12 protein-coding genes are annotated in these 14,496 nt (G+C 36.4%); all 12 read left to right on the forward strand.

From position 1 onward, the window contains the following. Positions 1-10: 10 nt before the first annotated feature. The 12 genes from D1839_RS05015 to gatY all read left to right on the forward strand — a co-directional run bounded on the left by D1839_RS05015 (position 11) and on the right by gatY (position 14,420). Entirely contained in the window at positions 11-946 is a 936-nt protein-coding gene (locus tag D1839_RS05015) for an ROK family protein (protein WP_120378947.1), read from the forward strand. A 12-nt stretch (positions 947-958) separates the two neighbouring features. Next, positions 959-2,572, forward strand: coding sequence for an extracellular solute-binding protein (locus D1839_RS05020; protein WP_120378948.1), 1,614 nt, complete (start codon positions 959-961; stop codon positions 2,570-2,572). A 101-nt stretch (positions 2,573-2,673) separates the two neighbouring features. Beyond that, a complete protein-coding gene (locus D1839_RS05025) occupies positions 2,674-4,638 on the forward strand; it encodes a glycosyl hydrolase family 28-related protein (protein ID WP_120378949.1) in 1,965 nt (654 codons plus the stop codon). 31 nt (positions 4,639-4,669) lie between these two features. Further along, on the forward strand, positions 4,670-5,926 hold the full coding sequence (locus D1839_RS05030) for a Gfo/Idh/MocA family protein (protein ID WP_120378950.1): 1,257 nt from the start codon (positions 4,670-4,672) through the stop codon (positions 5,924-5,926). 358 nt (positions 5,927-6,284) lie between these two features. Then, positions 6,285-7,286, forward strand: a complete 1,002-nt coding sequence (locus tag D1839_RS05035) for an ABC transporter permease (RefSeq protein WP_120378951.1) — start codon at positions 6,285-6,287, stop codon at positions 7,284-7,286. Between the two features lie 12 nt (positions 7,287-7,298). After that, complete coding sequence (locus D1839_RS05040) at positions 7,299-8,183, forward strand: carbohydrate ABC transporter permease (RefSeq protein WP_120378952.1); 885 nt, start codon at positions 7,299-7,301, stop codon at positions 8,181-8,183. 248 nt (positions 8,184-8,431) lie between these two features. After that, positions 8,432-9,049, forward strand: a complete 618-nt coding sequence (locus tag D1839_RS05045) for a YesL family protein (protein ID WP_120378953.1) — start codon at positions 8,432-8,434, stop codon at positions 9,047-9,049. A gap of 145 nt (positions 9,050-9,194) precedes the next feature. Further along, on the forward strand, positions 9,195-10,184 hold the full coding sequence (locus D1839_RS05050) for a LacI family DNA-binding transcriptional regulator (RefSeq protein WP_120378954.1): 990 nt from the start codon (positions 9,195-9,197) through the stop codon (positions 10,182-10,184). Positions 10,185-10,335: 151 nt separating this feature from the next. Then, the gene (locus D1839_RS05055; protein WP_286164725.1) at positions 10,336-11,052 is read left to right on the forward strand and encodes a GntR family transcriptional regulator; all 717 of its coding nucleotides are present in this window, start codon (positions 10,336-10,338) and stop codon (positions 11,050-11,052) included. Positions 11,053-11,143: 91 nt separating this feature from the next. After that, a complete protein-coding gene (locus D1839_RS05060; RefSeq protein ID WP_120378955.1) occupies positions 11,144-12,316 on the forward strand; it encodes an SIS domain-containing protein in 1,173 nt (390 codons plus the stop codon). 81 nt (positions 12,317-12,397) lie between these two features. Then, a complete protein-coding gene (gene nagA / locus D1839_RS05065) occupies positions 12,398-13,552 on the forward strand; it encodes an N-acetylglucosamine-6-phosphate deacetylase (RefSeq protein WP_120378956.1) in 1,155 nt (384 codons plus the stop codon). Positions 13,553-13,562: 10 nt separating this feature from the next. Continuing rightward, a complete protein-coding gene (gene gatY, locus D1839_RS05070; protein ID WP_120378957.1) occupies positions 13,563-14,420 on the forward strand; it encodes a tagatose-bisphosphate aldolase subunit GatY in 858 nt (285 codons plus the stop codon). Positions 14,421-14,496 lie beyond the last annotated feature (76 nt).

The raw sequence follows: 14,496 nt of genomic DNA on the forward strand, positions 1-14,496 counted from the left end.
TGATAAAACAATGACATATACGATTGGTGTGGATATAGGAGGAACAAAAGTTGCCACCGCGATTGTGGATCAATATGGAAGTATGATTAGTAAAAAAGAGGTTATAAGTAATCCTATTGGCAAAGAAGAAATGTTTTTACAAGTAATTAAAAGTATAGACGCTGTTTTAGATACTTCCAACCTTACTAAAGATTCTATTAGTAGAATCGGGGTTGGTGTACCTGGGAAGGTTGACAGCGAAAAGGGGATTGCTGTTTTTCAAAATAATTTACCTTGGAGAAATTTTCCGTTAGTTGATCGGTTAAGGGAACATTTTTTAACACAAGATATTGTTATAGATAATGATGTATATATGGCTGCTTACGCAGAATGGAGGAAGTTATGCGCTTGCAAACAGGATACATTTGTCTACGTTACGGTTAGCACAGGTATCTCTTGTTCAACTATACATCACAGTTCGTTTTTGCGTGGAGGTGGGTTTGCAGGAGAACTTGGATTATATCCAGTTATTTCAAATTCATCACCAAATGGAATTAATCAACTGGAACAAGTTGCTTCAGGTTTAGCGATACAGAAGCTAGCACAAAAGCAATTTGGTAATAAGCACATGACAACCAGAGATTTATTTAACGAATTTCATAAAGATAACAAAATTGCAAAAGAGATCATTAAAGATGTTACTGAATCTTTAGCACATGCTATTTATGCTTTAGTGTGCTTATTAGATCCAAATAAAATAGTGCTTGGGGGAGGGGTTATCAATCATCAACCATTTTTACTAAATTTAGTTAAGAATAAATTGAAACGATTTCTTATGGTGGAACAACAGCATGTGTTGCGTGGTATATCTACTAGTTATTATAAAGGTGATTCTGGAATAATAGGCGCTGCTATGAGAATAAAAACAAGCAATAATAAAGAAAAGCAAGGTACCAAATTATTTTAGGGGGGTATTATATTGAAAAAAAACAAATTATTGCTACTTTTATTAATTGTGCCGCTGTTATTTATTACAGCATGTAGTGATAAGGATGCGAAGTTAAAAAAAGGATCAACGAGTGAGAACTTAGAAAATCTAACCGAATCAGGTATGCCAATTGTAGAAGATCAAATTAAATTAAAAATATTTGCTGGTCGGACCCCACAATCTGCTGAGGACTGGAATGATGTACTAATTTGGAATACGTATGAAGAAATGACGAACATTGATGTGGAATGGGAAATGGTACAAAGTACGGGGTTAGAGGAAAAAAGAAACCTAGCGTTAGCAAGTGGTACACTTCCTGATGCATTTCATACAGCTTCTATCCCAACAGTAGATTTACTAAAATACGGGGAGCAAGGTGTTTTTATTCCGCTTAATGATTTAATTGAGGAACATGCGCCTAATTTAAAAAAAGTTTTAGATGAGTACCCAGAAGTGGAGAAAGCCATTACCTTTCCGGACGGGAATATATATTCATTTCCAACTGTAGTTGATCCGAATTTTTTATCGATGCTTCTTGGGCCAAGACCATGGGTAAATCAAGAATGGCTTGACACATTGAGTATGGAAATGCCTCAAACAACAGAAGATTATTATGAGTATTTAAAAGCTGTTAAAACAAAAGATCCAAATGGAAATGGTAAGGCAGACGAAATTCCATTTGGTAGCTACTCCATTGACATGATGATTAGATGGCTGAATGGAGCATATGGGTTGGGGAATAGAGGATTTAACCATCCGTATATTGACATGGATCCAGCCAAAGAAGAATTAAGATTTATTCCTACTTCAGAAGAATACAAGGCGATGATTGAGTATTTACACAAATTATATAACGAAGGTTTAATTGAGCAGAATATATTTTCAATGGAAACAGGACAATTCCTTGCCAATTCTACAGAAGGACTTTATGGAAGTACAGTTTCGCATAGCCCAAGAGAGTTATTTGGCGTTGAGGAATACAGTGGAGCACCTGCATTAGAAGGTCCTTTTAAAGATAAATTGTTTACAGGAATAACGCCAATGGTTACTAGCATTAATGGCTTTGTAATTACAAGCGAAAACAAAAATCCAGCTGCAACAGTGAGGTGGATGGATTATTTTTACAGCGATGAAGGTTCAAAATTATTTCTCATGGGGGTAGAAGGTGAAACGTACGAAGAAACTTCAGATGGGGAATTAAAATACCTAGATAAAATTACGAACAGTACAGACGGTCTTACTTTTGAACAGGAATTGGCAAAATACCTAACATGGCCTGGAGGAGGATATCCGGGATTAGTAAAGGAGGAATATTTTAAAGGTTTGGAAAACGCAGAGGATTCCAGAAAATCAGCTGAAAAGCTAGAACCATACATTATCGATGAGGTTTGGCCAAGCTTCACATACACCAAAGAAGAAAATGATTTACTTGCTTCTATAGGTACAGATATACAAAAGTATGTTATTGAAATGCGAGATAAATTTATTTCGGGGGACATTCCTTTATCTGAATGGGATAGTTATACCCAAACAGTTAAAGACATGGGATTGGAGGATTATTTAAAAGTTCAGAAACAGGCTTTAGAGAGATATAAGTCTAATTAATGATTGCTGGAAGTCTAGTTGTCAACCGTATTAGCTAGTAACTAGATTTCCAGCCTCCTTTTAGAGTAAGGCGAGCTCATTATAAGAACGGGGGCATTTTTATGTCAAAAAAGGATATTTCTACACTGATTGAAAATTGCCAGCGAAAGATAAATGTAACAGAGTATGGCGCTGATCCAACAGGAAAAAAAGATAGCACAAGAGCAATTTGGAAAGCGTTTGAAGCAGCAAAAAAATATAGTGACGGTTATGTAGTTGTTGATTTCCCAAACGGAATTTATCAGTTGCAAAAAAGTGCGGCAGAAAAAAGAGTGTACCATACTTCTAACACTAATAGTATAGAGTACCCAATAAAACATATAACACTACTTTTAGAAGATCAAGAAAAAGTGATTTTAAATGGGAATGGCTCTTTATTTATAATTCATGGGGACTGTATGGCACTTGGGATTATTAGGTCAAAGGAAATCTTTTTATATGATTTTTCTTGGGATTTTGCTATACCTACAACAATCGAATTGACTGTAAAAGCAACTGGTAAAGATAACGACGGACATTATACAGATTTTCATGTTCCTGATTGTTTTCCGTATTCTGTAGGTGAAAATCAAAAAGATGTTTATTGGTATGGTGAAGTTGATCCAACCACTGGAAAGCATTATTGGGTGGATAAAAACCATAAGGATGCATGGACTTTAGTAGGTTATCATCCAGAGAGTAATATAACTAGGCGGTATTCGCTTGAGCTAGGTCCTTTTTCTGAGCGGAGAACGAAGGTTGTAAAGCTTGGTGATTCAACATTAAGAGTTTTTTATGGTGATAATCGACCACTTCTCCATCAAAAAGGATTTGTATTTGAATTTTGTTCTACTCCTAGGAGAGAAACAGCTGGAGCTTTTATTTGGGAAAGTGAAGACACGATTATTGAAAAGGTAAATGTACATTACATGCATGCATTTGGCTGGCTGACGCAAATGTCACATAATGTATCTTATTATCATTGTAACTTTACAGCACGAGAAGGGAGTGGGAGGTATACTTCTAGTTATGCAGATTCAATACATGTATCTGGTGCAAGTGGGCACATCCATATTGAGGGGTGCTATTTTAATCACGCTCACGATGACCCCATTAATATTCATGGGACGTTTACTCGGGTGGAAGAACTGATCGACAATTACACCATTAAGCTTCAGTATATACAAGCTCAACAAGGGGGATTTCCTCAGTATTACATAGGGGATGAGGTCATTTTTTATAGACGAGATAATTTAGTACACGGTAATGATAAAGGGAAAAGCTATTTCGTTACTGCGGTATCAAACCCTGGAGAAAATGCCAACGATTTAAGGACAATGACCGTTACCTTTAATCAGCCATTGCCTGATGATATAGGAAATCAGTTAAACGGAGAGCCTTTATTTGTTGCAGAGAATATTACTTATACACCTACTGTTCATATTAAAAACAACCGCTTTGAAACCATTTCCACTCGTGGGATTTTGTGTACGACGAGAAAAAAAGTAGTAATAGAAAACAATTTATTTCGTCACATGGCAATGGATGTGATTTATATTTCGAATGATGCGCGATACTGGTATGAGTCAGGACCCGTTCGTGATGTCACGATTCGAGCAAATGTTTTTTATGTAACAGAAGTAGGCAATGCAAGATGGAGAAATGCAGCGATACGAATTGATCCTATTACGCTAGAGGGGAAATTGCCACCAAATAGAAATGCCATTCACAGAAATATTTTCATCAAAGAGAATAGTTTTTATATGGAGCATGAATCGGTGTTGTCAGCAAAAAGCGTCAGTAATCTTACGTTTACACGCAATAAAATTTTAAAATATCAACCCGATGGTATGTCTATTGAATCGGAGGAGAATGATCCAAATAAAGACAAGGTTGTAAGTAAGAGCACTTTTGAGCTTAGTGGATGCCAAGAAGTAACCATTTATAACAATATATTTGGTGACGACTATCAAGCGACACTATCTTATTCGTTAATGTCGCCAAAGCACATAAAGAAGATAGATTTAAACAATACAGAAGAAATGTAATAAATTTATTGGAAAGGTAGGAATTTAACATATGCAACCAAAAACCGCAATCCTTATTGGAGCAGGGGATCGAGGAGCAAGAGCTTATGCGCCGTATGCTTTAGCATATCCTAATGAATTAAATATCATTGCTGTAGCTGAACCTAATACAGAAAGAAGAACGAGTCTAGTTAAAGAACATCTTATTATGGAAGAGAATAGCTACGATTCATGGGAACCATTATTAGAAAAAGAAAAACTTGCTGATATTGCAATCATTTGTACGCTTGACAGAGAACATTTTAACCCAACTATTAAAGCGTTGGAACAAGGTTATCATGTGCTATTAGAAAAGCCAATGTCTCCTGATCCAAAAGAGTGTATTGAAATGGAGCGTGTAGCAGAACAAAAAAATAGACAATTAACTATATGTCACGTGTTACGATATACCCAATTCTGGTCTAAGATAAGGGAAATTATTCAAAAAGGCGTTATTGGTGAAGTCGCTTCTGTACAACTTAATGAAAATGTAGAGGTTATGCATATGTCACACAGTTTTGTGCGCGGAAATTGGAATAATAAAGAACGGTCGAGTCCGATGATTTTACAAAAATCATGTCATGATATGGATATTATTAGCTATATTTTAGATAAAAAATGTGAACGAGTTAGTTCATATGGGTCATTAATGCATTTCAGGAAAGAAAATGCTCCTAAAGGCGCTCCAAAAAGATGTCTAGATGGATGTCCGGTTGAATCTGATTGTCCTTTTCATGCAGGGCGTTATTATCTCGGCGAAGGTAAAGGGTGGGCAAAAAAATTCACGGAGGATTTTTCTAATCAGGGTATTATTAAAGCGTTAAAAGAAACTCCTTATGGAAACTGTGTATACCAATCAGATAATAATGTAGTTGACCATCAAGTAGTCAATATGGAATTTGCTGGTGGTGCAACGGCTACATTTAGCATGTGTGGATTCACAAGAGAGCAAACTCGTATGATACAGGTCATGGGGACAAAAGGAGAAATACGAGGAAATATGGCAGAAAATAGTATTTCTCTATTTGATTTTTTAACAAAGCATGAAACCGTCATACATTTTAGTAAACCAGTTGGAGGCCATGGAGGGGGAGATCAGGCTATTATTCGGGATTTTCTTCAAGACATGGAGAAGCATGGAGGAAAAGAAAGTAAATCTTCAGCTTCTGTGTCTTTACGAAGTCACTTGATGGCTTTCGCAGCAGAAGAATCTAGGCTAAATGGTGGGGAGTCTATTCATTTAGATAGTTATTACGCTAGATATTTGTAATCAAGAGTAAGGTATCTGGTTTAATGTAAAAGAGCAGTTAAAGGAATTTTTATATAGTTATCTAATACTTGCTTTATTGCAGACGCATAAACTATAGAAGATGTGTACGCCGTATAGAGAAGTGGATATGCGCTTATTTGATAAATCAAATCTATTAGATGAGAAGACCTCTTGGTTAGTAATTAAGTTTCTTTTTTCTTATACAGAAGGCGTAGAATATGTTTAATTTTGTAAATTAGAAGAAGAATTTTTTAAAAAACGTATAGATAGATACGACATTTTTTATTTGAAAATTGTTAAATACGTTGATTTTAATAATAGAGGCTAATGGGCGGTGTTTATAACAGGGAGGGATAATATGGCAATTAGGGAAGAAAAGCTAAATGATGATTATATACCGTTAGATTATTCCGGTAAGAATAGATCTCTTATTGAAAAGACAAACTTTCGAAAAAAATTTAAAAACTTTAATAAAAACGTGAAGAAAAATTGGCAGTTATATATCTTCCTTTTACCGGCTTTGATTTTCTTTTTTATCTTTCATTACATTCCGATGTATGGCGTTCAAATTGCTTTTAAAGACTTCTATGCAACATTAGGGATTTGGGGGAGTCCTTGGATTGGTTTTGACCACTTTGAACGTTTTTTCGATTCTTATTATTTTTTTAGATTATTAAAAAACACATTATTACTTAGCCTATATGGGATTCTTTTATTTCCTTTACCTATAATATTTGCATTAGCCTTAAATGAATTGAGGAATGGCCCCTTTAAAAAATGGTCACAAACACTTACCTATGCTCCACACTTTATTTCTGTAGTTGTACTTGTAGGCATGATTATTGCATTTTTAGATCCAATTACAGGAATAGTTAATAATATCATTGTTCAATTTGGTGGAGAGGCCATCCCGTTTTTAACAGATCCTGATTGGTTTAGACATATATTTGTCTGGTCTGGACAATGGCAATCATTAGGGTGGGGGACCATTATTTACTTGGCTGCTTTAGCTGGGGTAAATCCAGAACTTCATGAGGCGGCTAAAGTAGATGGAGCAACGAGAATGCAACGAATCATTCATATTAATATTCCTTCTATTTTACCGACTGTAGTTGTGTTATTTATATTGAATATCGGTAGCTTTATGGCAATTGGATTTGAAAAAGTGTTATTGCTTCAGAATTCATTGAACTCAGAAACATCTGATGTTATTCAAACATTCGTGTATGAAACGGGGTTATTGGAGGGCCAGTACAGCTTTGCAGCTGCGATAGGTTTATTTGAATCAGCTATCAATATTGTTTTACTAATAACCGTTAATTATCTGGCAAGAAAAACGAGCAATAACAGCTTATGGTGAGGAGGCAATAACATGTCTGATAAAGTATTTGATCTATTAAATAAATCGTTTATAGGTATCATTGTATTAATTGTATTGTATCCGTTAGTCTTTGTAATCAGTGCCTCTATAAGCGACCCTTCTGCAGTAAGTACTGGGGAAATGTGGCTTTGGCCAGTAGATATTACACTAGACGGGTTTAAGTTAGTGTTTCAAAATGATGCAATTTGGTTAGGATATCGAAATACAGTTATGTACACCATTTTAGGCACATTACTACATCTTATCGTTTTACTTCCATGTGCGTATGCATTGTCAAGAAAAGAGCTAAAGGGAAAGAAAATAATGTTGTGGTTTATTTTATTTACCATGCTTTTTAATGGGGGACTAATTCCGAATTACCTAGTGGTAAAGTCCTTAGGGATGTTAGACACGATTTGGGCAATCGTCATACCTGGTCTTGTAGGAGCTTGGTCTATTCTCGTAGCTCGATCATTTTTTCAGCAAAGTATACCAGATCAATTGGTGGAAGCCTCGAAGATGGATGGAGCAAGTGATTTTAAAATCTTTATTAAGGTAGTCTTACCATTATCCATGCCAATAATTGCAGTAATGGCATTGTTCCATGCAGTTGGTCTTTGGAACCAATATTTTTCGGCGCTCATCTATTTGTCAGATGAGAATTTATTTCCTCTACAACTGATTCTAAGAGAAATTCTTATTGTTAATGAAGCAGCAGCTTCTGCTGGTGGTGGCGGGCCTGCTCATGCAGCTGGGTCATTTGTTGAGCAGGTAAAACTTGCTTCTCAAGTAAAATATGCGGTAATTATTGTGTCAACTTTGCCTTTGCTTGTAGTGTACCCTTTTGTTCAAAAGTTTTTTGTTAAAGGGGTTTTGATTGGGTCTGTAAAAGAATAGTGTTTTTTGTAGTATAAGGAAGTATAAAATGAAGTGCTTGGGATAAGGAAATAACCAAATAGCCACGTCCGGCTCATGAGACCAGCAACGATGCGGCGTTAAAAATGCGCTCTACGATAAGACATCATGGTTCGTGCCTCACCATGATTCCCAAAACTTTAGTTGCTTCGCTCCAGTCACTACGTTGCTAACCGGGCGCTCCGCGCCTTTGTTCTAGAAAGCTATACCCACAGGGGAGGAGGGTATTCATGCAAGGAGTTGCCAATGGATTTTTTCGGGTATCTGAATGGGTAATGAGACTAGCCTACCTAAACCTTTTATGGATCGCATTTACGTTTTTGGGATTAGCCATTTTTGGATTCATGCCAGCAACTACAGCAATGTTTGCTATCGTGCGAAAGTGGCAACGAGGGGTTGAAGATTTTCCAATATTCACCACTTTTTGGAGTGTGTATAAAAAAGATTTCAAATCGGTTAATATAATTGGCGTTGTGTTATTTCTTTTAGGATACTTTTTATCTATTGAATTTCAAATATTAAAAAGTCAAACAGAGTTGATTTATTATTTAGCAAGGTTTGGTGTAATGGCACAATTTATATTATACAGTATTGTAGTTGCGTACTTTTTCCCGATTTTTGTTCATTTTAAGCTAACTAAGAAAGATTACTTCAAATGGACTTTCATCATAGGTTTATCACATCCCATATTAACAGTGTTTTTATTGGGATTACTAACATTTTTTTATTTCATTATAATAAAAACAATCCCAGCTTTTCTTTTCTTTTTTGGAGGAAGTGCAACTGCGTTTATTCTAATGTGGGGCGTATCGTTAACCTTTTCCAAATTGGAAGAAAATAAGGTTTAGTTGTAAAACATTCGTGGTCAAACGACACCCGAATTTTTGAATGATGTACCGTTTTTAATTATACTAAAATAGGGGTAGGGGAAATCCGATAAACCATAGGATTAACCTCGCATTATATAATGTTTTGAACAAAGTGGGTGATCATTTGGCAACAATTAAAGATATTGCAAAGAGGGCAGGTGTGTCACAAGCAACTGTTTCTCGTGTACTAAATTATGATGCGAGTTTATCTGTTTCCGATGAGACGAAAAAGAAAATATTTGAAGCTGCTGAGGCACTTTCATATCGAAAAAGACCAAATAAAAGAAAAAGTGAAAAAAAAATAGCAATTGTTCATTGGTATACGGAACAAGAAGAACTTAATGACTTATACTATTTGTCTATACGTCTTGGAATAGAAGAGCGTTGCAAAGCGTTACATATAAGCTCTGAAGTTTATTTTTATAACTGTATTAACGAAATCGACAAAAATGATATTGAAGGTATTATAGCGATTGGAAAGTTTAGCGAACAGCAAATTACACGTTTGAAAGCGATTAGCTCTATCGTAATATTTGTAGATTATAGCCCTAATGAGAATAAATATGATTCTATCGTTATTGATTTTGAAAAAGCTACAAAAAAAGTTATTGATTATTTTCTTCAATCGAAGCATGAAACCATTGGTTTTATTGGCGGTAGGGAATTTTTAAAAGGGGAAAAAGAAGCGCTTTTGGATTTACGAGAAAAAACATTTAAGTCATATATGCAAGAAAAAAACTTATATGACAAACGTCATGTGTTTATAGATGGGTTTTCAGTAGAAGATGGTTATAATTTAATGAAAAAAGCGATTAAGCAATTAAAAGAAAATCTCCCTACAGCATTTTTTGTAAGTAGTGACGTTATGGCAATAGGAAGTTTACGAGCTTTACATGAAGAAGGTATATCTGTTCCAGATCGAGTAAGTATTATAGGACTGAATGATATTTCTGTTTCTAAATATATGTATCCTGCTTTAAGTACGATTAAAGTTTATACAGAATTAATGGGTGAAACCGCAGTTGATACGTTACTTGAACGTATTGAAGGAAGGAAAGTGGCTAAAAAAATATGTATAGCCACAAAATTAGTTATACGGAGAAGTACAAGGTGATTACAGTATTCGGCATGTTTTTACCAGAATTGATTTTTGAAATTCATTGACACGCTCCAATTTGAAGTAATTACTTTACATCTGTTACTATTTCTAATATACTTAATCTGACAACTGGTTATGACCACGTGAAAGGAGGCTTGACATAAACTTGGACAAAAACAGTAAAGTGCCTTTATATTTACAGCTTATGGAGAAAATAATTCATAAGATCGAAAATAAAACCTATGAAGAACATGACAAGCTTCCTTCTGAACGTGAATTTTGTGATATGTACAAGTTAAGTAGAATCACTGTTAGACAAGCGCTTCAAGAATTAGAAAGAGAAGGGTATATTTACAAACTGCATGGAAAAGGAACTTTTGTCGCAGCAGCCTCGATTGAACAAAACTTAGTCAAATTGTATAGTTTTACAGAAGAAATGAAAAAAATGGGAAAAACACCGATGACGAAGGTTTTATCCTTTAAAGAAATGGCTATTGAAGCTAGACTTGCAAACAAACTGGATTTAGAACCACTGGACGAAGTGTATGAGGTGGTTCGTTTACGACTTGCAGATGACCAGCCACTCATGTACGAAACATCTTATTTACCAAAAAAGTTATTTTCACATTTAACGAAAAAGCAATTAATGGAAAAGCCTATGTATGATGTGTTTTTACAGGATTACCAGGTTCACGTTACAAAGGCAGTGGAACGATTCTCTGCAACGCAATTGCGTGAAGCGGAAGCTGGTTATTTAAATGCTCCAGCACAGCAACCAGCAATGTTAATTAAGCGATTTGCTTACCATCATGATCAGTTAATTGAGTATACTGTTAGTATAGCGCGGGGTGATAAATTTGACTATACAGTAGAACTGACATAAAAACAGCTCTATTGAGAATAGAACTTAATAGAGTTTTTCATAACATAACTGGTAATGACAACATAACCAGATTAATTGAGGAGGAGAAACAATGTTTCATTTATCTAAGCAAGCATTACAAAAAGGACTGGCAGGTCACACCGCACAAGAAATTTATCAGCAACCGGAAGTATGGAAGGAAGCATTGTCTACTTTTGAGGAAAGAAAGGAGGAAATCTATAACTTTTTGAACTCCATATATATCAATCACGAGAAGGTGCGGGTGATTTTAACTGGTGCTGGAACGTCAGCTTTTGCTGGTGACATATTAGTTCCCGAATTGCAGAAGCAAGATCAAGGAAATATTCAATTTGAAGCGATTGCAACTACAGATATTGTTTCTAATCCGACAAATCATCTCTTTAAGGATACTCCAACGATTCTTGTGTCATTTGCGAGGTCAGGAAATAGTCCAGAAAGTTTAGCTGCCGTTAAACTTGCCACAGATATCATCGATCATTTTTATCAAGTAAATATTACATGTAACCCACAAGGTAAGTTGGCAATAAATACAAAAAATAATGAGAACAGCATAACGATTCTTACTCCTGAGAAGGCGCATGATCAAGGATTTGCGATGACAAGCAGCTTTACGAGCATGATGGTCATTTGTTATTTAGTTTTTTCAAAAGATGCAACTTCAAATGAGAAGCTACAAACCGTTATTGCGAATGGGGAACGCTTGGTTGAAGACCTTGTGAGTCCAATCGAAGAGGTGTTAAGTCATGATATGGAACGGATTGTTTATTTAGGGTCTGGTTCATTAGGGCAGTTTGCACATGAAGCCGCTTTAAAAATGCTCGAGCTATCTGCTGGTAAAGTAGTGGCTGTTCATGAGTCATCATTAGGATTTCGACATGGTCCCAAATCCATTTTAAATGACAAATCGATTGTTGTACTGTTTATGTCTCAGGATGCCTATACAAGAAAATATGACATGGATATGTTAAAAGAGTTGTCTGGGGAACCAAAAAATATCAAAACAGTAGTACTTACAGAAACTGCTGATGAAGAAATAAAAAAATATGCAAACTGGGCAGTTGTTGTTAACAGCAGTAAGCAATTGCTAGGTAACGATATCTATTTATCTTTACTATACGCGTTATTTGCACAAACCTTAGCACTTAAAAAGTCAATTCAGTTAGGCATTTCGCCAGATAATCCAAGTCCAGACGGTTCAGTAAATCGCGTGGTTCAAGGTGTAACGATTTACGATTTTGAATAAAACTACGAATGGATTCCTATCAAGTTAAGTTAAAAGGGCAACCGAGCTAAACTCGTATCCAATTTAAAGGAAGTGGACGGGATGCAATATTATATAAAAGCAGATCAATTTTTATTAGAAGATAGGCTGGAAGGTTCTGGTTATCTTCCCATTGACAATGGACGTTTTGGGGAATGGAAAGCATCCATTTCTACTCAGGAAAAAATAGTTGACTGGAGCGGTTATACAATTGCTCCGGGTTTATTTGACACACATATTCATGGAGTCAATGGCTATGACATCATGGATGGAACCAAAGAAGCAGTTCAGGGAATTTCGGCCGCATTAGTACCTTTGGGCGTTACGCGTTTTTTGCCCACGACGTTAACCTCTTCCGCGAAAAGTTTGGAACAATCGATTGCTGCTATTGTGGAAGCAACGGAAGAAGGTCTTTCTGGAGCTCAATCGGAAGGGATTTATTTAGAAGGACCGTTTTTCACAGAAAAATATAAAGGAGCGCAAAACCCTAAATACTTCTGTGATCCCGACCTAAAATTATTTAAAAGATGGCAACAGCTTGCCAATGGTACCATTGTAAAAATGGCTCTTGCACCAGAAAGAGTGGGGGCGATGGAATTTATTTCTGCATTAAAGAACGCTAATGTCAACGTAAGCATTGGTCATAGTGATGCTGATTATGATTGCTGTAAAAAGGCTATTCATGAAGGGGCAAATATATTTGTTCATTTATTTAATGGAATGTCTGGATTTCATCATCGGAATCCGGGAGTGGCTGGAGCAGCTTTAATGTCGAAAGCTTTTGTTGAGTTAGTCTGCGATGGTCACCATGTGCATCCGGATGTCGCTGCTTTTACATGGAGGACTAAAGAAGATCATGTTGTTTTAATAACAGATTGTATGCGGGCAGGGCTCATGCCAGATGGAAATTATCAGCTAGGCGAGTTCCCTGTTGTGATGCAAGATGGCATTGCAAGGACGGAAACAGGTTCCTTAGCTGGAAGCACGTTAATTTTAAAGGATGCGGTAAAAAATTTGTGTCAATGGTCTGATTGTACTTGGGATGAAGCTTGGCATCTGGCAAGTTTAAGCCCAGCTCGAAGTTTAGGGCGCGATCAAGACATTGGGAGTATACGACCAGGAAAATGCGCAGATTATGTTGTTATGGACAAACAACTCTCCATTCAAGCAACTGCCGTAAATGGTGAAGTGAAATATCAATTAAACAACTGGAAATGAGGGATGTAGCATGGGATACGTACAAAATACAAAAGAAATGCTTATAAAAGCTAGGAAAGAAGGTTATGCCGTACCAGCTTTTAATATTCATAACCTAGAAACCATCCAGACGGTCGTAGAGACAGCAGCAGAGATGAAGTCACCTGTTATATTGGCAGCGACACCTGGAACGATGAAGTACGCTGGTAGAGCGTATGTACAAGCTATTGCAGAAGTAGCAGCCAAGATCCATGATATTCCAATTGCCTTACACCTTGATCATCATGAAACATATGAATCTATTGTTGAATCTCTTGAACTCGGAACTAAGTCTGTGATGATTGACGGATCACACCATACGTTTGAAGAAAATATTGCGATTACAAAGAAAGTAGCGGATAAAGCACATGCCTATGGAGCAACGGTGGAAGGGGAATTAGGTAAATTAGTAGGTCAGGAAGATGATCTAGTAGTTGAAGCAAAGGATGCTGCATATACGGATCCAGATACCGTCGCAGAATTTGTGGAAAAGACGGGAGTTGACTCATTAGCTGTAGCGATTGGAACAGGTCATGGTTTATATGAAGCAGAACCTGCTCTTGATTTTGACCGGCTTGAAAAAATAAAAAATTTAACGGATATCCCAATTGTGCTTCACGGAGCCTCTGGAATATCAAAAGCCGATGTTCAGAAATGTATTGCGCTCGGTTGTGCTAAAGTAAATATTTCTACGGAACTTAAGATTCCTTTTTCTAAAGGACTTAGGCAACACTTAATCGAGCACCCGAATGAAACAGATCCAAGAAAGTATATGACTCCAGCTAAGGAAAAGATGAAAGTTGCAGTGAAAGAGAAAATAGAAATTTGTAGGAGTGCCGGAAAAGCATAGAGGTGTATATGAATCGAGGTGGGAAGCATGCTCTTGGTGTTCATGTAATTGGATAGGCTAGCCGCGCAGGTATTTT

This window comes from Roseburia sp. 1XD42-34, from assembly GCF_009917385.1.
GTDB lineage: Bacteria > Bacillota > Bacilli > Bacillales > Amphibacillaceae > Virgibacillus.

What these genes read in the sequence shown, in the direction of transcription:
- D1839_RS05060 (WP_120378955.1), top strand. Translation starts at nt 11,144, where the DNA reads ATGTTTCATTTATCTAAGCAAGCATTACAAAAAGGACTGGCAGGTCAC.
- gatY (WP_120378957.1), top strand. Translation starts at nt 13,563, where the DNA reads ATGGGATACGTACAAAATACAAAAGAAATGCTTATAAAAGCTAGGAAA.
- D1839_RS05045 (WP_120378953.1), top strand. Translation starts at nt 8,432, where the DNA reads ATGCAAGGAGTTGCCAATGGATTTTTTCGGGTATCTGAATGGGTAATG.
- D1839_RS05035 (WP_120378951.1), top strand. Translation starts at nt 6,285, where the DNA reads ATGGCAATTAGGGAAGAAAAGCTAAATGATGATTATATACCGTTAGAT.
- D1839_RS05030 (WP_120378950.1), top strand. Translation starts at nt 4,670, where the DNA reads ATGCAACCAAAAACCGCAATCCTTATTGGAGCAGGGGATCGAGGAGCA.
- D1839_RS05025 (WP_120378949.1), top strand. Translation starts at nt 2,674, where the DNA reads ATGTCAAAAAAGGATATTTCTACACTGATTGAAAATTGCCAGCGAAAG.
- nagA (WP_120378956.1), top strand. Translation starts at nt 12,398, where the DNA reads ATGCAATATTATATAAAAGCAGATCAATTTTTATTAGAAGATAGGCTG.
- D1839_RS05015 (WP_120378947.1), top strand. Translation starts at nt 11, where the DNA reads ATGACATATACGATTGGTGTGGATATAGGAGGAACAAAAGTTGCCACC.
- D1839_RS05040 (WP_120378952.1), top strand. Translation starts at nt 7,299, where the DNA reads ATGTCTGATAAAGTATTTGATCTATTAAATAAATCGTTTATAGGTATC.